The organism is Arenibacter nanhaiticus (genome assembly GCF_900141935.1).
Classification (GTDB): domain Bacteria; phylum Bacteroidota; class Bacteroidia; order Flavobacteriales; family Flavobacteriaceae; genus Arenibacter; species Arenibacter nanhaiticus.
In genome coordinates this window covers 172,429-190,950 of sequence record NZ_FQYX01000005.1, presented here as the reverse complement: position 1 = coordinate 190,950, position 18,522 = coordinate 172,429, and the positions used below count along the sequence as shown (strand labels likewise).

The 18,522-nt window shown below is 40.5% G+C and carries 15 protein-coding genes; 12 read left to right on the top strand and 3 right to left on the bottom strand.

Going from position 1 to position 18,522, the window contains the following annotated elements; translation table 11 throughout:
* Positions 1 to 505 precede the first annotated feature (505 nt).
* The gene (locus tag BUA16_RS05235; RefSeq protein WP_072763585.1) at positions 506 to 958 is read right to left on the bottom strand and encodes a DUF2267 domain-containing protein; all 453 of its coding nucleotides are present in this window, start codon (positions 956 to 958) and stop codon (positions 506 to 508) included.
* A gap of 212 nt (positions 959 to 1,170) precedes the next feature.
* On the opposite strand from BUA16_RS05235, the gene BUA16_RS05230 reads away from it, so the two are divergent.
* The 5 genes from BUA16_RS05230 (at position 1,171) to BUA16_RS05205 (ending at position 6,580) form a co-directional block, all read left to right on the top strand.
* Positions 1,171 to 2,034: a universal stress protein gene (locus BUA16_RS05230; protein WP_072763584.1), complete on the top strand. Its 864-nt coding sequence runs from the start codon at positions 1,171 to 1,173 to the stop codon at positions 2,032 to 2,034.
* A 19-nt stretch (positions 2,035 to 2,053) separates the two neighbouring features.
* Complete coding sequence (locus tag BUA16_RS05225; RefSeq protein WP_072763583.1) at positions 2,054 to 2,902, top strand: universal stress protein; 849 nt, start codon at positions 2,054 to 2,056, stop codon at positions 2,900 to 2,902.
* Positions 2,903 to 2,930: 28 nt separating this feature from the next.
* Positions 2,931 to 3,740, top strand: coding sequence for a universal stress protein (locus BUA16_RS05220; RefSeq protein WP_072763582.1), 810 nt, complete (start codon positions 2,931 to 2,933; stop codon positions 3,738 to 3,740).
* 93 nt (positions 3,741 to 3,833) lie between these two features.
* Complete coding sequence (locus BUA16_RS05215) at positions 3,834 to 4,676, top strand: universal stress protein (protein WP_072763581.1); 843 nt, start codon at positions 3,834 to 3,836, stop codon at positions 4,674 to 4,676.
* A gap of 761 nt (positions 4,677 to 5,437) precedes the next feature.
* Positions 5,438 to 6,580: a saccharopine dehydrogenase family protein gene (locus tag BUA16_RS05205; RefSeq protein WP_072763579.1), complete on the top strand. Its 1,143-nt coding sequence runs from the start codon at positions 5,438 to 5,440 to the stop codon at positions 6,578 to 6,580.
* Between the two features lie 35 nt (positions 6,581 to 6,615).
* Here the strand turns inward: BUA16_RS05205 and BUA16_RS05200 are convergent, their stop codons facing one another.
* Complete coding sequence (locus tag BUA16_RS05200; protein ID WP_072763578.1) at positions 6,616 to 7,977, bottom strand: NAD-dependent succinate-semialdehyde dehydrogenase; 1,362 nt, start codon at positions 7,975 to 7,977, stop codon at positions 6,616 to 6,618.
* Between the two features lie 582 nt (positions 7,978 to 8,559).
* On the opposite strand from BUA16_RS05200, the gene BUA16_RS05195 reads away from it, so the two are divergent.
* Positions 8,560 to 9,414, top strand: a complete 855-nt coding sequence (locus tag BUA16_RS05195; RefSeq protein WP_178338846.1) for a BspA family leucine-rich repeat surface protein — start codon at positions 8,560 to 8,562, stop codon at positions 9,412 to 9,414.
* A 649-nt stretch (positions 9,415 to 10,063) separates the two neighbouring features.
* Here the strand turns inward: BUA16_RS05195 and BUA16_RS05190 are convergent.
* Entirely contained in the window at positions 10,064 to 10,507 is a 444-nt protein-coding gene (locus tag BUA16_RS05190) for a hypothetical protein (RefSeq protein ID WP_072763576.1), read from the bottom strand.
* Positions 10,508 to 10,737: 230 nt separating this feature from the next.
* Here BUA16_RS05190 and BUA16_RS05185 point away from each other — a divergent pair, with 230 nt between their 5' ends.
* The 6 genes from BUA16_RS05185 (at position 10,738) to ilvB (ending at position 18,512) form a co-directional block, all read left to right on the top strand.
* Entirely contained in the window at positions 10,738 to 11,838 is a 1,101-nt protein-coding gene (locus BUA16_RS05185) for a DUF2891 domain-containing protein (RefSeq protein WP_072763575.1), read from the top strand.
* A 245-nt stretch (positions 11,839 to 12,083) separates the two neighbouring features.
* Positions 12,084 to 12,821 carry a 5-oxoprolinase subunit PxpA gene (pxpA, locus tag BUA16_RS05180; RefSeq protein WP_072763574.1) on the top strand — a complete coding sequence of 246 codons (738 nt, stop codon included), beginning with the start codon at positions 12,084 to 12,086 and terminating at the stop codon, positions 12,819 to 12,821.
* On the top strand, positions 12,821 to 13,558 hold the full coding sequence (gene pxpB / locus BUA16_RS05175) for a 5-oxoprolinase subunit PxpB (protein ID WP_072763573.1): 738 nt from the start codon (positions 12,821 to 12,823) through the stop codon (positions 13,556 to 13,558). The genes pxpA and pxpB overlap by 1 nt, the downstream gene beginning before the upstream one ends.
* Positions 13,551 to 14,393, top strand: a complete 843-nt coding sequence (locus tag BUA16_RS05170) for a 5-oxoprolinase subunit C family protein (protein ID WP_072763572.1) — start codon at positions 13,551 to 13,553, stop codon at positions 14,391 to 14,393. The genes pxpB and BUA16_RS05170 overlap by 8 nt, the downstream gene beginning before the upstream one ends.
* 619 nt (positions 14,394 to 15,012) lie before the next feature.
* The gene (ilvD, locus tag BUA16_RS05165) at positions 15,013 to 16,689 is read left to right on the top strand and encodes a dihydroxy-acid dehydratase (RefSeq protein WP_072763571.1); all 1,677 of its coding nucleotides are present in this window, start codon (positions 15,013 to 15,015) and stop codon (positions 16,687 to 16,689) included.
* Between the two features lie 89 nt (positions 16,690 to 16,778).
* Positions 16,779 to 18,512: a biosynthetic-type acetolactate synthase large subunit gene (gene ilvB, locus BUA16_RS05160; RefSeq protein ID WP_072763570.1), complete on the top strand. Its 1,734-nt coding sequence runs from the start codon at positions 16,779 to 16,781 to the stop codon at positions 18,510 to 18,512.
* Positions 18,513 to 18,522 lie beyond the last annotated feature (10 nt).

Sequence of the window (18,522 nt, the reverse complement as noted above, 5' to 3'; positions counted from 1 at the left end):
ATCAGCAGCATTAGGACTAACCTGCTGAAAATAGGTGCTACCATTAAAATAACCAAAAGAAGAATTTATTACCGGCTCTCCAAAGCCTTTGTGTACCAGCATCTATTCCAGGAATTGCTCTCTGGCTAAAAGTTACTCATCTCACTGTTTATCAGTCTTGGGATACCTATGCCTTATCGGGAAATTTCAGCAATATCAGGACTAAAAATAGTCATATCTGCACTAAAATTTACAGAAGGTTCATCTAACAGCTGGAAAACTATCCCGGAAAATTTCCTTAATCCAGGGAATGCAAAATTTATCCTCAAATTCCTTGAAGAAAAAACTCTTGGTGAATAATGCGGGTTAACAATAAGTGGGGCTGTTTTTCAACACCCTTCTCTCCTATAGCCCTTACCCATAGTGGGCCATTAGCTACCTCTAGAGATTTTTAGGATATAAAGCATCAGCAGTAATAGTAAAAGGTAAAGAACAATGGCTAGTATATAATTCATGGTCGGAGTATTTAGAATATTAATTTAGACGGAATGAGCGGTTTTAATTCTTTTGGAAGGGTATCGCGTATATCCAATAATTCTCCCATGGACACGTATTTGCTGAGGTATATAAAAGTAGTGCTGATATAGGCCTCGGCCATTTCGTTGCTGTAATCAAAATCATAGGCGGCCATAGAGCCATCGTATTCCCTGACCAGGTCTATAAATTCCGGTAGATGCTTAATTTTTGGCCCCTTTTTTTTCAGGGACCATCCATTGACGTATACGGCTTTTAAAAACATGGGCAATTGGGCCATAAACTGCAGGGATTCTTCCATAGGAATAATATCTCGCAAGGCGTGAAGCGTAGCAGTAAGAATTCTTCCTGCCCTATCCATATCGGTGCTTAGCTCCATTTCTTGACTATAATCCCTTAGAAAGGCAGTTCCTTCGTTCGCGTACTGATTAAATTGAAGCGCCATGATTTCTAGACTTATAAAGTTGGGACATACAAATCTCCCTTGTTATTAGCAGCCCCCAAATGACGAGAATCATTAAATATGATTTTTAGAGTAATTATCTTTGGTTAAGGTGATTAGGGGTCGCTCCCGTCGCCTTTTACGGCTATCGTATGATGGTTCTTTATAGGTAGCCCTACAATCAATGAATGTGTAAGTGTATAAATTAAAAGCTGATGAAGACCATATTAATTCCTACAGATTTTTCGCCCAATGCATGGAATGCCATTTCTTTTGCCATGGATTTTTTTAAAGAAGAAGAATGTCTGTTTTACTTTTTACATACCTATACGCCATCCTTTTTTAGGACAGATTTTATGATTGGAGGTTCCGGATACAGTGGAATTCCCAATGTAGGTACCGATATTTCCCATGCCGGACTCCAAAAAACATTGGCAGATGTTCGACACCAATACCCTAATACCAAGCACCGTTATAAAATGATTTCGGCCTTTAATGTTCTGACCGATGAAATAAATCGCTTGGTAAAAAAAAAGAAGGTCGATATGGTGGTCATGGGCACCAAAGGCGCTACGGGCGCCCGGCAGTTGTTCTTGGGGTCTAATACTGTCTTTGTATTGCGCAAGGTAAAAGTTCCTTTGCTGATGGTCCCCGAATCTTTTGAAAACAAGCCCATTCAAAAGATCCTTTTTTCCACAGACTATCTATTGCCCTTTAAGAAAGACGATCTTATGGTAATGATCAATGTGGCAAAAATGTTCCAAGCGGAAATAACAGTACTACATATAAAAGAAGAATATGAGCTTACGGCAGCACAGCAAAACAACAAGGCTTTTTTGGATAGCTGTTTGCAAGGAATACCGCACCAAATAAAGGAAGAAAAAGGAAAATATATGCCCTTGGCCATCCTAGAGTATATCTCCGAACACGGATTTCAGCTGTTGGTAATGATGAACCGAAAACACTCCTTGTTTGAACACCTGTTATTAAAACAAAATATCGACCAAATAGGGTTTCATGTAAAAATTCCATTTCTAGTAATCCCAGACACCTTGATGAAAAAAAAGAAGACCACCTAATGTTATACCTCATAGCAGGATGAAGAATATACTGTTGCCCACCGATTTCTCCGATAATGCCTGGAATGCCATGTTCACCGCCTTAAAACTATTGGCCCATGAATCTTGTTGTTTTATGCTCCTCAATGCCTATGACCCGGAGTTGTCCAAGGTTTTGGGCGAAAAGGGAAAACAAAGGTTAGGGGTCTTATTTGACTCCTTGGCAGAGCAGTCCGATAGAGGACTGAACAAGGTATTGACATACCTAGGGGAACACCATCGAAATTCTAACCATACTTTCGAGAAAATTTCCAAGTCAGATCACCTCATAAATGCCATTTCGGAAACCGTCCGTCAAAAGGAAATAGAACTTATTGTTATGGGAACCACTGGAGCTACCGGGGCCAAAGAGATTTTTATGGGCAGTAATACGGTGAAGGTGCTTCAAAAAATACGGCATAGGGCCATCCTGGCCGTACCAGAAGCCTATAATTTTCAGCAATTAAAAAGAATAGTATTCCCTACAGATTTTACCAATTATTACGAAGCCCATGAGCTAGCACCGTTAACAGGGCTGGCAAGCCTTTGGAAGGCAGAGGTGTATGTTTTTCAGGTGGCCCTGGAATTTGTGATGAGCGATACGCAGAAATCTAACAAGGAATTACTGCGCAAGCGCCTAGGGGGAATAGAGCATAGTTTTCATATGGTAGAAATGGAAGTAAACGTAGCCCAGGCCATCACCGAATTTGCCCGTGAAACCGAAGCCGATATGATCGCCTTGATGCATTACCACCATAGTTTTATAGAAAAACTTACCCGAGAAGCGGTGGTAAAAAAAATAGGCTTCCATTCAGAAGTACCACTATTGGTCTTGCCATCGGCGATGTAGATGCGATAATATAAAGACGTCCATAAATATGAAGAAGATTCTATTGCCCACAGATTTTTCCAATAGGGCCCAAAAGGCCATCGATTATGCCGTCTATCTTTTAGAAAAGCACGATTGTACTTTTTATATACTCCATGCCTATTATAGGAACATTGGGGGAGAAGACGCTGTAAAGGCCTCCAAGGAGGGGTTGGCAGCAATCATTAAAAAAATGGAGGCCAAAAAAGAAAATAAACACCATAGGTTTATGCCCGTTTCTATAAACGATTCGCCCGTCAATGCCATTAACTGTACGGTTATGGACTGGAATATCGAGTGTGTTTTTATGGGCACCAAGGGAGCGTCCGCTATAGAGAACGTACTCTTTGGCAGCACCACCATGAAGGCGATACAACTGGTTCAAAACTGCCCCATTATAGCGGTTCCCGAAAATTATGATTACGATATTCCCGATGAGGTTGTTTTTGCCAATGACTATAAAAGTGAATTCCAAAAATCGGAATTAAACCCCCTTATTCAGATCTGTCAATGGTGGAATTCTGCCTTAACCGTAGTTCATATAGCTTCAGAAAAACAGCTTACGGAGTCTCAAGAGGCCAATAGAGAATCCCTTAGGGAAATGTTTAAAACGGTAAAGCCCAGGTTTTTAGAAGTTCCAAGGAGTACTTCTATCGCGGCCACCCTTCTATTATTAGAAAAAGAAAATCAACATATTGGGATGGTCGCAATGGTCTACAACAAGCGTAGTTTTTTTGAAAAACTGTTGCGCGAAGCCGTGGTGCATCACCTTGTTTTTGTGAGTAAAGTACCCTTTTTGGCACTCCCTAAAGCCAAGTAATCTGCTACCGTTATACGGGAGGCTTTATAATATGACCGAAGTCATAAAAAGTAAGCCTAAAAGCCCATAGTTTTAACGATAAATAATGTAGATATGATAAAAAGCATCTTGTACGCTACCGACCGCACAGAAAATTCTGCTGCAGCCCTAAAATACGCCTACGAACTAAGTCTTCGTTTAGGAGCAAAATTAATGGTGTACTATGGCCATGAAATGCCGATGATACGGGTGTCGGTATCGCGTCCGCCTCAGCAAATAGCCCACCATGTAATCAAGGAGCAACAAGAAATATTAACGGCCTATTGTTCCAAACACTTGGGCCATCTAGAAGGCAAGGCCGTGGAATGTGTGGTAGAGCGTGTGGAACTCATCTCTCAGGGGATTCTAAAAAAGGCCAAGGAATTGGGGGTAGGGTTAATTATCATAGGGCGTAAGGACAAACATACCGAACGTGGATTGTTTGTGGGCGATATCGGCAAAGGACTGCAGGACAAAGTTCCCTGTCCGCTGCTGATCGTTCCCAATGGTATGGAAGAGATGGCGATAACGAATATCCTCTATGCCTCCGATTTTGAAGAGGCCGATATTGCTGCGATCAAAAAAATAGTGCCCCTGGCTAAGGCCTTGGATGCAAAAATATCTATCGCCCATATCTCCACGGAAAAGGAATATGCCGGGATGGACCAAATGGAATGGTTTAAGGATATGTTGGCGAAAAAAGTAGCGTATGAGAAAGTGGAGTTTAAGCTAATTTTTTCCGATTTTATTGAGGAAAAACTAAAAACCCATGCCGAAATCATTGGTGCAGACCTTTTGGTAGTGCTAGAAAGAGAAGAAAAGGGCATCCTTAAAAGGTTGTTCCACAAAAGCTTGGTCAAAAAAATAGAAGACCATATTAGCATTCCGCTACTGAGTTATCACAAGGCAAATCTGTAAAATAGTATCCTCCTTATAAGGGTTGTTATTGGTTGGGCGTTCCCCTATCGGGCCGGGCTTTCCGCTGTATCTTTTTTAGGGGCGATGCCCCTAAAAAAGGATGCCGCTGCAATCCCTAACGCGAATACAATGATCAATGAAAAAGATAGGACCGAATCCACGATACCTATGAATACAAATAATACCATCATTATTAATATGAGGCCCCTCCGGGGCTATGATTGTCGCGAATGGAATCCCAAAATCCTCAAGGTATCAAAAACCAATTTTCAAACGAAACTTTTCCAATAGGTACATTAACCAATTGCTAGATTATTTAATTGGTACATTTCCACATGAACCCCCGCTAGCGCAAGCGTCACGCTCGTACCGGAAAGAGTAAGAAAACTGTCCTTAAAAGATGAAAGAACCATGTTGGTGAGACCCCTTCATCGTCCTAAAATGAGGACTCCTGGGAGTGACGAGAAAAAATTCCCATGTGTCTACAATCCCATGCAGATCATTAAAAACCCAAATGCCCCTCAACTAAGACAATTCCCCAATTAATCCATTGTTACATTAACTAATTGGTACATTAATAAAAACCAACCCCCACAAATTCCAATTAGGCTCACCAAAATCTCCCAAGAAAATAGTATCTTTCTTATATGGAAGAAGCATGACCGAACACTGGTGGTAAAGACGAATGACAATATGCGAAATACATCTCCTGTACTGATCGAAGCCGAAGTATGACCCTTAAAAACCTAAAATAGCTATATATGAAAAAGCAATACAATATCCTTATTGCCGGGGCCGGGGGCATCGCAGAGGCAGCGGGACTCATTTTGGCAGAATGGAGTCAAGTTGCCCCCAATATTTTTATCGGTAACCGAACCCTCGAAAAGGCACAAAGGGTAGCTAAGTGGATCGAAACCGGCACCACAAAAGCATGTTCATTAACGGCTTTTCACCTTCCTGAGGACGGCATCACTCCAGAAATGAAGGAGCTAATGCGCACTGCCGATGTCTTGCTCGATTGCCTGCCGGGAGCGATGGCCCCAAAAATGGCCCAATTGGCAAAAGACTACCAGATGCACTATGCCAACCTTACCGAATATGTAGCCGAGACCAATCAAATAATGGCTTTGGCAAAAGATGCTAAAACCGGATTTGTACTGCAGACCGGATTGGCACCGGGGTATATAGATGTTTTGGCAAATATGCTTTTTCAACAGTTTTGTAAAGATTATAGCGTAGAAAAGGTCGACACCCTAGAATTTAAGGTAGGAGCCCTTACCAAACATGCCGTTGGGCCCCATTATTACGGGTTTACATGGAGTCCGGTCGGAGTGGCCACGGAATATTTAAAAGAGGCCGAAGCACTACGAGACTATAAAAAGGTAAAACTTCCGGCCCTGTCCGAACGGGCCACTATTTTGATAGACGGTATCGCTTATGAAGAGGACCTGACTTCGGGCGGGGCAGCAGATTTACCAAATGCCCTGGCCGGAAAAGTAGCTTCCCTAGACTATAAAACACTGCGGCATCCGGGCCATTATGCCTGGGTGCAGGAGCAAATACGAAATTTGGGCAATGCCGCTAATCCCGTGGTGAAATTGCAGCAAAAAATGATCGCTAAAATTCCCCTTATCCAAGACGATCAGATAATTCTATATGCCGCTGTACAGGGAAAAGACGCCCGTGGAATTCTAAGAAGGAGGGAAGTCGCCAAACGGATACTACCGCAAAAAGTGGGGAAACATATGCTAAGGGCCATCCAGACCACTACGGCCGTGCCCTTGCTACAAGCGGCCCAAATGTTGCTAGAGAGACCTCAATCTGGAGTAATCCTTCAGAGTACCATAAATCCAGAACCTTTTTTAAACGGGGATTTTATAATTCCTGTGTACGGTAAGGTGTAGCCGTAATAAGCCTTTCACCTTACCGTGTTGAGATACTAGTGTAGGTAGACCGTTTTTTTATTGACAAATGCTAAGATGCCCTCTTTGGAAAGTTCTCGGCCATAGCCCGATGCTTTGGTACCTCCAAAGGGCAGCCTTGGGTCCGATTTTACCATCTCATTGATGAAAAATGCGCCGTCCTCTATTTGATCGATACAATGACGGGCAGCTTTTAAGTCTTGGGTAAAAAGCATGGTGCCCAATCCAAAAGCGGTATTGGCGGCCAAGGCTAAAGACTCTTCTCTGTCCTTGGCCTTGATAATGGCGGCTACAGGACCAAATACTTCTTCTTTAAAGACAGGCATGTCGGGAGTCACTTTAGTAAGAATGGTAGGGGCATAATAAGCCTTGTCCTTTTTGTGGCCTATAAGGACTTCTGCCCCCTTTGCAACGGAGTCGGTTACCTGTTGCGCAACGATATCGGCCAAATCCGGACGGGCCAATACACTGATGTCGGTCTCCGGATCCATAGGGTCGCCTTGGTGAAGTAATTGTACTTGTTGCTGGAATTTCGCTATGAATTCCTCGTAAATATCGGCCACTACGATGAATCGTTTCGCGGCAATACAGCTTTGCCCCGCATTTAACATCCGAGCATTCACCATCGTTTTTACATGGGCATCCAAATCGGCATCTTCCCATACGATGCAAGCATTGTTGCCACCGAGTTCTAAGACTGTTTTTTTTAGGTTTTTTCCAGCGATGGCGGCAATGTGTCTGCCAGCCTTTTCACTGCCAGTTAAAGTGACGGCCTTGACAATAGTGTTTTCTATAAGGCTTTCTACCTGCTGGTGGTCGGCAATAATAACTTGGAAACATCCTTTAGGGTAGCCCGCCTCCTCAAATAATTGCTCTAGCGCCATGGCACATCCGCTTACATTGGCGGCATGTTTTAAGATAACGGTATTTCCTGCCGTTAGGGTGGGTGCCGCAAAGCGCAATACTTGCCAAAAGGGAAAGTTCCATGGCATGATGGCCAGTATACATCCCAAAGGGTCGTAACTGATAAAACTCTCTCGAGCCTCGGTCTCAATAAGATCATCGCACAAAAAATCATCAGCGTTGACCGCATAAAATTCACATACCCAAGCGCATTTTTCTACTTCAGTGATACTTTGTACCAAAGGTTTGCCCATTTCTTGAGTAATAAGTTTGGCGAATTTATATTTCTGCAATTCCAATAGCTTGCCCACCTTAGACAATAATTTGGCCCTGTCGTCAATAGGTTCCTTCTTCCATTTGCTAAAACTTGATGCCGTTTGCTGTAACACCTGCGCTATCTGTTGATCAGAAAACAGTTTGTATTCCTGCAATAATTCATTGTTGAAAGGGTTTATAGACTTCACCGTATTTTTCATGTTGTCGATCGTTTTGTAGGAAGTAGAATAGTCGCCCTTCCTGTTAATAGTTATGGTCGTATGGTAAAGTTAAGGATATCATGATGTACCTCTTGCCAAATATGCCAATAAATATGATATATAAAGGAAAAGTGAATAAACGTATAAATAGGAACGACAGTTGTGGAGGGGTGCTTTTAAGTTGTGGAATCATATCAATCCAAAAACTATTGACAATACACCATTGATAGCGGTGTAGAGGAGGTCGGATAAAAGTTGTTTCAAATAACAATAGTCATATCTAAAATGGGCAAACCTTCCCAATATTGTACTGGTTTTTATAAAACAATTTGGATAATTATAAAAAAATAAAGCTTTATTCGGTCTTGAGTTTTTGATTAAATTGCAGGATTAAAAACATTAAAAAGAAATATAAATCGTACATTGGATAGCTATTTCCAAGGAAATAGTAAAAAAGACAGGGTGTTTCTTGACATATGTCAAGTCGATTAAAATTAATCGGAGTCTTTTATCTTATTTTTAGGAAATTGTCGTTCCTAAATGGATAAAAAGGCTATTTGTAGGAACCTCAAATTAAAAAGTATGTCAGTAAAAGAAACGTCCTTTAATAATGAATTGCATGGTGAAAAGGCAGTATTCGGCAGTACTGTTCAAGGCGGTAAGGTCAATAACAGCAAAGATTTTATTACCGTTTGGAAAACTGACAACTTTGGAAAATCCTTGTCCAACCAAATATGCTTACCCACAGGACTGGGAAGGTTTCATTATACGGTCGATTGGGGCGATGGTTCCATAGATACAGAAGTCTATACCGAGAGCACTACCCATACATACCAAGAACCAGGGGTCTATACCGTTAGAATTAGCGGTGATTTTCCACACCTATATTTCCCTAGCCACAGTGATAGCGAAAAACTATTGTCCGTAGAACAATGGGGGTCGCAACAATGGGTCTCTATGTATTACAGCTTTTATAAATGTTCCAATATGGTTATAAATGCCAAGGATGTCCCAGACCTGTCCTTGGTGACCAATATGAGTTGTATGTTTTATGAGGCTAAAGCCTTTAATCAGGATATTGGTGCTTGGGATGTTAGTAATGTCACTAATATGACCGGTATGTTCTTTAATGCCTTTAGTTTTAATCAGGATATCGGGAGTTGGAATGTTGGTAAGGTAACCAATATGTCAAAGATGTTTTTTAATGCCTATAGTTTTAACCAGGATATAGGTTCTTGGGATGTCGCTAGTGTTAAAACCATGTCCATGATGTTTTATGGGGCAAAGGCCTTCAATCAGGATATTGGCCGTTGGAATGTTGGGGCGGTAACCGATATGGCCTATATGTTTTACGAAGCTAATGGCTTTCAACAAGATATTAGCCGTTGGGATTTAAGCAAGGTTACCAATAAACCTAAAATGCAGATGTCGGTTTAGTACCGAAGGGAAAATGCAAAAATTTACCTGGGCAGCGAGCGTCACCCTTGTACCCGTACAGTAAAAAAAAACTAGGACTGCACTAATTTAAAAGAGCCTGTTCCGAAAACCTACCGACTTTGAGGTTCATTTATATTCCCAATGATAATCGCAGCAAAACCAGCTCTTCTTGCTCTTCTTGAATCTTCTTTTTTGATGTTCCATAGTGGTTATTTTCGGCAATTTCAGTTTAAAGAATTAACCCATTGGTACACTAAATCATTGTTATATTAATAAGTCATCTGGCCATCAGTTAAGATCCAACTCAATTTTAAAACTCCTTGATTTTCAAAATATTAGAACCCAATTATTACATTAAATGGCTATAGGTCTTTCAGTTACCACAATCCCAATTAGTACATAGTTACATTAGCTAATTGATACATCAAAAAACAATAATCCCCTCCGTTAAGATCCAACTCAATTTTAAAACTCCCTGATTTTTATAACATTATATCCCAATTGTCACGTTAAAAGGCTATCAGCCTCTCAACTTGGAAAACCTCAATTGGTACATTGCTTTATTAATTCATTGTTACATTAACCAATTAGTACAATAATTTAATTTTCAAATTCCCTCATTTTCAAATTCTCGAATTAACCATAACGCTTAAATGGTCTTGGTATTTGTTTTTAAGCTTTCAGAAATCCCCTTTATATTAGCGACGGTCTCTTTTAAATAGTGTTTTATGAGAATATGCGGAATCCTTATGGTCGTAAATCCATTTCTAAAGGAATGCATGGCTTCTTCCAAATTCTGAATCGCTTGGTCGTGGGTTATTAAATTGTAGGCAGTGTCTATTTCTATATTAAGTTTTACTCTGGATATAGAAATGTCGACAGATTTTTTTCCGTCCCACCATTCCAAGGTAGGATGAATACCAACCTCTTTCAGTCCATAATAGAGAAGAATCGCCTCCTTGGGAGTCCTTTTTAACTTGATTAATTTTTCTATTCTTCCTTTGTGTCTACTGCAAAGTTCAAGACCTAGTGTATCCATGGCATTTCTATGGTCAATATAACTAAGCGCCTTTTTACATTCTAAACATGTCATTTAAGTAGGTTAAATAATTAATTTGGGACTATTATAACCTTAGACATTTAGAAATATTATATCAACCTTAAATTAATATCCGATTTTTAGACGAACAGCAACTTTTTAGATGAACGACTGTTGTGTTTTCTTATTTCTGGGGTAAATTTTAGAAAAGGCTGTGCTATTTTGTAGTGAAGCTTTTATATTTACCAATAACTGTTAACCGACCACTTTAAACCATAAAAACCATGGGTAATAAAATATTGCTCTTTTCTGTAGTCTTAATTTTTTTTACAGGATGCAAGGAAGAAAAAAAGCTGGAATTGGAAGTTTCAAAATCCCTTAAAGCGCCAGAATTGCATTTTAAAGAAGCCAATCGCCTAGCCCGATTGCCTTTAGAATGCCTACAGGTAGAATACCCTAACAAATTAAACCAGTCCCTGCACGATGCCACGCATTTAGCCGCTCCAAAAACTTTGCACCCAGCTTTTTATGGCTGTTATGATTGGCATTCCTCGGTACACGGCCATTGGTCGTTAATTTCTCTGTTAAAACAATTTCCTAGTTTAAATCAGGCAGAAAGCATTAGAAGAATTCTGGTAGAAAATATTTCCAAGGAAAATATCGAAAAAGAAGTTGCTTATTTTAAAATGGAAGGCAACCAAACCTATGAGCGTACCTACGGTTGGGCTTGGATCCTTAAATTAGCAGAAGAGCTTCACTCTTGGGACGATCCATTGGCTAGGGATTTGGAAAACAACCTGCTGCCTTTGACGATGTATATCGAGAATGCTTATTTAGAATTCTTGCCAAAATTAAACTATCCCATTCGAGTGGGAGAACATACTAATACCGCTTTTGGACTTTCCCTGGCTTGGGATTATGCACTGGCCTTGGAAAGGGAAGATTTGAAGGCAGCAATTACAACAAATGTTGACCGATTTTATAAATCTGATTCCGGGTGCCCCTTGTCATGGGAGCCAAGCGGATTCGATTTTCTGTCGCCTTGTTTGGAAGAAGCTAATTTAGTGCGGAAAGTGTATGGCCAAAAAAAGTTTAGGACATGGTTAAAGGCCTTTATGCCTCAGCTGGAAAATCCAAATTTTAAATTGGAGCCGGGAAAAGTATCCGATCGCACCGATGGGAAACTGGTGCATTTAGACGGTTTAAACTTTAGTAGGGCTTGGTGTTTATACGGAATAGCCCAAACATTGCCAGAATACGGCCACTTAACGCAAATGGCAAACGAACATCTGCAGTATTCACTTCCCAATATTGTAGATGATAATTATAGTGGTACCCATTGGTTAGGGAGTTTTGCTCTCTATGCCTTGAACGCTTCCCAATAAAAGCTCATATGAATGGAACAATCTTAAATAGGCAAAACAGACCATCACCGTATCTCAAAACAAATGACCATTTAAAATTAGGGGGCAGATAATAGCTGTTCTGTATTTTTCAGGGAGGGGATTTGTTTTGTAGGGACAAAAACAGCTATTAATCTTATTTGAGCAAGCAACGGGAATAGTTTTTTATTTTTAATAACAAGATCGGAAGCCATCACTAATTTTTAAACTCGAAACCAAAAGAACAAATGGAATATAGGATTGATATCAATTGCGATGTGGGGGAAGGCTTGGAGAATGAAGATATTCTATTGCCATTAATTTCTTCATGTAATATTGCTTGTGGCGGCCATGCTGGCGATCTAGAAACCATGAGAAAGGTGGCCTTATTGGCTAAACAACATGGAGTGTTAGTGGGGGCACACCCTTCCTATCCCGATAAGGAGCATTTTGGCCGCATTTCTATGACCATGGCTCCAGCTGAAGTAAAACAAAGTATAGGATCCCAATTAGAAGTTTTTTGTCAACTATTAAAGGAAGAGGAGATTCCCCTAAACCATATAAAGCCCCATGGGGCCCTGTACAACGATCTGGCTAAGGACCAAGCCTTGGCTAAGATATTTTTAGAGGTTCTTGCTCCTTATAGAAAGGGAATATATCTTTATGTACCCTATAACTCGGTGATTGCCAAAGAAGCCTTGGAGCAGGAATTTAACATAAAGTATGAGGCCTTTGCCGATCGAAATTACAATAGCGATCTAACCCTGGTCTCTAGGCAACATCCTCAAGCTGTGATCAATGACCCCAAGGATGTGCTTAGACATCTGGTAGCCATGGTGAAAGAACAAGTGGTAACTACCTTAAATGGCGATAAAAGAGCAATAATTGCCGAGACTTTTTGTATTCATGGCGATAGTGTACGGGTAAGTGAAATATTAACCTATCTTTCGGTAGAATTACCAAAGAACCTAATATATATAAAATAGTGAGCAGCCATAAAATATCGATTCGGCCTTTCGGAATACATGCTATCTTAGTAGAATGGCCGGTAAAGATCGAAGAAGCCATATTGAACGAGATATTGGAGTTTGTTCAATATTTAAAAAAATACCACCTGAAGGAAACAGCATGGGAGTTTATCCCGGCCTATAATTCCTTAACCTTGATCTGTAGGGATGCCGAAATAGATTTTGGCGTTTTAAAACCAAAGCTGGAAGAATGGTATTTGGCAAAGAAAGAGCCAGTTTTATTGGAACAATACCTTTGGCGTTTACCAGTGTGTTATGATGCGGAATACGGGGTCGATCTACAAGAAGTATCTGACCATTTGGGCATCAGTTTCCAAGAAATCATAAAACTGCACAGCAGTGCCATATATACCGTATACGGCATAGGGTTTTTGCCTGGTTTTACTTATTTGGGAGGCTTGCCAGAGGCTTTGGAAATACCAAGAAAACCAGTACCAAGAGCAAAGGTTTTTAAGGGCTCCGTAGGTATTGCTGGAAAACAAACTGGGATATATCCACAAGATTCCCCGGGAGGATGGAATATTATTGGGATTTGTTCCGTGTCTATGTTCGATGCAAAGAGCAAAACGCCCTGTTTCCTCAAAGTAGGCGACAAAGTACAGTTCTATCCCATTTCAAAGGCAGAATACCAATTGCATAAAATAGAAAGTGAAGTGGGGATTTATAAAATGGAAAAATTGAAATGGGATGCTTAATATTATAAAAGCCGGATTTTTTACCACCCTGCAAGATCAGGGGAGATTTTTATTTCGAAATATGGGAGTGCCCGTGTCTGGGGTGATGGATACCATGGCGGTATCTAAAATAAACGCCTTGTTAGAGAACGATGATAACGATGCAGTATTGGAAATTACCATGACCGGCCCAGTGCTCAGTTTTGAGGAACCTACATTTATTGCCCTTGGCGGTGCCGAAATGGCGGTTTTTTTAAACGATCTGCCCATTCGTAATTATAGGGTGTATCAAATTAAAAAAGGAGATGTGCTGTCCTATGGGAAATTAGAAAATGGGATAAGAAACTATTTAGGGGTAAAAGGCGGTTTTACTACCGAACCGATTCTCGGAAGTAGGTCTTTTTACAAACCCGTGACGCAACATAATTCAGTAAAGGACCATACCAGCTTACCCTATGGGATTTGTAAAGATTTTAAACCTAAGATCACAGAATTAAAGGTTGATGCCAGTATTATAGAAGCCAAGGTTCTAAAAGTGTATAAGGGACCCGAGTTTCAACAGTTACATCCAAATCAGTTAGAGCAGCTTTTTTATACGGAGTTTTCCGTGGCCAAAGAAAATAATCGAATGGCCTACCAGGTTAACGAAACAATAGAGGGATATCAGGTATCTATGCTTACCTCGGCAACACTACCGGGAACGGTACAGTTGACACCAGCCGGAAAATTGATCATTTTGATGAAAGATGGACAGACCACCGGAGGGTATCCTAGGATTTTACAATTGTCCGACGAGGCTATTGCTGTACTGTCCCAAAAGAAATCGGGAGATCATTTTACCTTTAAGTTAATTTAAATCCCTGTTATAAAGTTTCGTTGAGGTGACCATGAACCATGGCCGTAAAAAGAAGACGAATGAACCAAAGATTCACGAAACCAATTGGCTTTTGGCCCCTTCATTAAAAGAAAAATAAGTTTTTTAAAGTTTTTCTTTGATGCTGATTCGAATTTTTATAATATTGCCTTATGCAAATCAATAACAACATTATTAATGTAGTCATTATTATCCCGGAAATGGGGTGATACGGATCGTTATTAATTTAAAAGCCTGTATCAGATAAACTTTGATACAGGCTTTTTTTTTGTTTTTTGATGTCAGAATCAAAAACTATGGCCAAAATAAGAAGGCTTAATGAATTAGATATCTGTAGATGAGTTTTTAGTGGCTTTTATACTCTTTGTTTGTAGAATTGTCAGTATAAAGTTAAAAACATTGACGGGATTAAAGAATAAAAAATTACTGAATATGATATGATTTAAGGGTGTAATAAGTTAGAAATCAGTATATTAGATTTATTTTTTAGATATTGAGTTTAAACCAATAGTTAGAGTTAAAAAATTAAGGGTATATAAACATTTATCTTTGATAGTTATATAGAGTTTTTTACAAATAAACATAGAAAGAACACATATTAATGGAATTGAATAAGTATAGCAAAAACGTAACACAAGACCCAACACAACCTGCTGCTCAAGCGATGTTGCACGCCATTGGTCTGACCGAAGAAGATTTGAAAAAACCTTTAGTAGGGATAGGAAGTACAGGGTATGAGGGAAACCCTTGTAATATGCATTTAAATGACTTGGCCCAGTTTGTAAAAGAAGGTACCAATGAAAGTGGATTGGTAGGCTTGGTATTTAATACAATTGGTGTTAGTGATGGGATTTCTATGGGGACTTACGGGATGCGTTATTCCTTGCCATCTAGGGATATTATTGCAGATTCTATGGAAACGGTAGTACAGGCCATGAATTACGACGCCCTGGTTACCGTGGTAGGCTGTGATAAAAATATGCCTGGAGCCCTGATGGGAATGATCCGTTTAAACAGACCATCTGTTTTGGTATATGGAGGAACAATAGCTTCTGGTTGTTTTAAAGACAAAAAATTAGATATTGTTTCTGCTTTTGAAGCATGGGGAGAAAAAGTTGCCGGTACTATGAACGAAGCGGACTTTAAAGGAGTGATACAGAATGCCTGCCCAGGAGCTGGTGCATGTGGCGGAATGTATACCGCTAATACAATGGCATCTGCCATTGAAGCTTTGGGGATGGCCTTGCCATACAACTCTTCCAATCCGGCGATCGGAAAAGAAAAGAAAATGGACTCTATCAATGCAGGGAAGGCCTTAAAATATCTTATGGAGAACGATATCAAGCCTAGCGATATCATTACCAGAAAATCCTTGGAAAATGCCGTGCGTTTAATTACCGTAATGGGAGGGTCTACCAATGCAGTATTACACTTTTTGGCCATAGCAAAAGCTGCCGATATAGAATTTACCTTGGACGATTTTCAAAGAATTAGCGATACGACCCCTTTCTTGGCCGATTTAAAGCCTAGTGGTAAGTACCTGATGGAAGATGTTCATAGAGTAGGTGGTACGCCGGCAGTATTGAAGTTTATGTTGGAAAACGGTATGCTGCATGGCGATTGTTTAACTGTTACCGGAAAAACAATGGCAGAAAATTTAGCAGAGGTGCCTAGCTTAAGCGAAGGACAAGATGTAATTAAGCCATTGAATGCCCCAATTAAAGAATCGGGTCACCTTCGTATATTATATGGCAACTTGGCGCAACAAGGATCGGTAGCCAAAATTACCGGAAAAGAAGGTTTGCATTTTAGCGGACCAGCAAAGGTATTCGATGATGAGTTTAAGGCAAATGCCGGAATCGGAAAAGGATTGGTGAAAAAAGGAGATGTAGTGGTGATTCGCTATGAAGGTCCTAAAGGTGGTCCTGGAATGCCGGAAATGTTGAAGCCTACAGCAGCTATTATGGGGGCAGGTCTTGGAAAAGACGTAGCCTTGATAACCGATGGTCGTTTCTCTGGTGGTACGCACGGATTTGTAGTAGGCCATGTGAGTCCAGAAGCACAAGACGGTGGTACGATTGCATTGGTCCAAGATGGCGATATTATTACCATCGATGCCGAAAAGAATACTATTTCCGTGAACCTGACCGATGAAGAGATCGAAACACGCAGAGCTAATTGGGTACAACCAGCATTAAAGGTTGGCAAAGGAAGTTTGTACAAATATGCCAATACGGTTTCTTCGGCTTCCGTAGGTTGTGTGACCGATGAGTTTTAGGAATTCACAAAATAAAAATAATCAAATTCCCCTATGGGATTTTAAGCGGTATTTATACCGAAACATGTTAACCGATTAGGGCTACAATTATGGAAACATTGAAAAAGGAAAAAGCAAAAACGACAAAACAGAACACTATCAGAATTAGTGGTGCTGAGGCTATTATCCATTGCTTATTGGCAGAAGGAGTAGACCTAATTTATGGATATCCAGGGGGGGCCATAATGCCTTTGTATGACGAGTTCTATAAGTTTCAAGATAAATTAACCCATATTTTGACCCGGCACGAACAAGGGGCTACCCATGCCGCTCAAGGGTTTGCTAGGGTGACAGGAAAAGTAGGGGTGGCCGTTGCTACTTCTGGTCCTGGAGCTACAAACCTGGTGACCGGTTTGGCAGATGCCCAGATAGATTCTACTCCAATGGTTTGTATTACCGGACAGGTAGCACGTCATTTGTTGGGCACCGATGCTTTTCAGGAAACAGATATCATTGGCATTTCTACTCCAGTTACCAAATGGAACTACCAAATAACGGAAGCTGCTGAAATCCCGAAAATTTTGGCAAAGGCATTTTATATCGCCAGATCAGGAAGACCAGGTCCTGTGTTAATCGATATTACCAAAAATGCCCAAATCGATACATTTGACTTTGAATACGAGCCATGTAAAGCCGTACGTAGTTACAAGCCATATCCTACTCCAGATGCTACGGCCGTAGAAACTGCCGCAGCATTGATCAACAGTGCCCAAAAACCCCTTATTGTTTTTGGACAAGGAGTAATCTTGGGGGAAGCAGAAGAACAACTAAAAGAATTGGTCGAAAAATCGGGAATCCCGGCGGCTTGGACAATTTTGGGACTTTCTGCCCTCGATTCCAGTCACCCACTAAATGTGGGAATGGTAGGGATGCACGGAAATTATGGCCCTAACCTTCTTACGAATGAATGTGATGTGCTGATAGCCATCGGGATGAGGTTCGACGATAGGGTAACCGGTAGCTTGGATACTTATGCCAAACAAGCAAAAATCATTCACTTTGATATAGACCCGGCAGAGATCAATAAAAATGTAAAGGCCGATGTGGCGGTATTGGGGAATGCCAAACAAACATTGTCTATGTTGTTGCCTTTGATAAACGCTAACAGCCACCAAGATTGGCATAATGAGTTTAAAGAAAAATACAAGATAGAATTCGATGCCGTTATAAAAAACGACGTATATCCTACCAAGGAGAAAATTACCATGGCCGAGGTGATAGAAGAAATAAATATTGCTTCCGATCATAATGCTATAATTGTTTCGGATGTAGGGCAACACCAAATGATCGCTTGCCGATATGCCAAGTTTAAGCAATCTAAAAGTAACGTTACTTCTGGTGGACTAGGAACTATGGGCTTTGCCCTTCCTGCGGCCATAGGCGCTAAAATGGGTGCCATGGATAGGGAAGTAGTAGCCATTATAGGCGATGGAGGGTACCAGATGACCATTCAGGAATTGGGGACCATTTTCCAAAATAAAACCCCAGTGAAGATCGTAGTGCTTAATAACGAGCATTTGGGAATGGTACGCCAATGGCAAGAATTGTTCTTTGAAAAGAGGTATGCCTCTACAGTGATGACCAATCCCGATTTTGTAAAAATAGCCGAAGGATACCATATCGAGTCCAAAAGAATAAGTGAACGAAAGGACTTAAAAGCAACTATCCAAGAAATGTTAGCTTCCAAAGATGCTTATTTTCTAGAGGTTTGCGTGGAAAAGGAAGACAACGTTTTTCCGATGATCCCTGCAGGCGCTTCAGTTTCCGAAGTACGGTTGAAATAAATAATAAAAT

What these genes read in the sequence shown, in the direction of transcription:
- BUA16_RS05235 (WP_072763585.1), bottom strand. Translation starts at nt 958, where the DNA reads ATGGCGCTTCAATTTAATCAGTACGCGAACGAAGGAACTGCCTTTCTA.
- BUA16_RS05230 (WP_072763584.1), top strand. Translation starts at nt 1,171, where the DNA reads ATGAAGACCATATTAATTCCTACAGATTTTTCGCCCAATGCATGGAAT.
- BUA16_RS05225 (WP_072763583.1), top strand. Translation starts at nt 2,054, where the DNA reads ATGAAGAATATACTGTTGCCCACCGATTTCTCCGATAATGCCTGGAAT.
- BUA16_RS05220 (WP_072763582.1), top strand. Translation starts at nt 2,931, where the DNA reads ATGAAGAAGATTCTATTGCCCACAGATTTTTCCAATAGGGCCCAAAAG.
- BUA16_RS05215 (WP_072763581.1), top strand. Translation starts at nt 3,834, where the DNA reads ATGATAAAAAGCATCTTGTACGCTACCGACCGCACAGAAAATTCTGCT.
- BUA16_RS05205 (WP_072763579.1), top strand. Translation starts at nt 5,438, where the DNA reads ATGAAAAAGCAATACAATATCCTTATTGCCGGGGCCGGGGGCATCGCA.
- BUA16_RS05200 (WP_072763578.1), bottom strand. Translation starts at nt 7,977, where the DNA reads ATGAAAAATACGGTGAAGTCTATAAACCCTTTCAACAATGAATTATTG.
- BUA16_RS05195 (WP_178338846.1), top strand. Translation starts at nt 8,560, where the DNA reads ATGTCAGTAAAAGAAACGTCCTTTAATAATGAATTGCATGGTGAAAAG.
- BUA16_RS05190 (WP_072763576.1), bottom strand. Translation starts at nt 10,507, where the DNA reads ATGACATGTTTAGAATGTAAAAAGGCGCTTAGTTATATTGACCATAGA.
- BUA16_RS05185 (WP_072763575.1), top strand. Translation starts at nt 10,738, where the DNA reads ATGGGTAATAAAATATTGCTCTTTTCTGTAGTCTTAATTTTTTTTACA.
- pxpA (WP_072763574.1), top strand. Translation starts at nt 12,084, where the DNA reads ATGGAATATAGGATTGATATCAATTGCGATGTGGGGGAAGGCTTGGAG.
- BUA16_RS05170 (WP_072763572.1), top strand. Translation starts at nt 13,551, where the DNA reads ATGCTTAATATTATAAAAGCCGGATTTTTTACCACCCTGCAAGATCAG.
- ilvD (WP_072763571.1), top strand. Translation starts at nt 15,013, where the DNA reads ATGGAATTGAATAAGTATAGCAAAAACGTAACACAAGACCCAACACAA.
- ilvB (WP_072763570.1), top strand. Translation starts at nt 16,779, where the DNA reads ATGGAAACATTGAAAAAGGAAAAAGCAAAAACGACAAAACAGAACACT.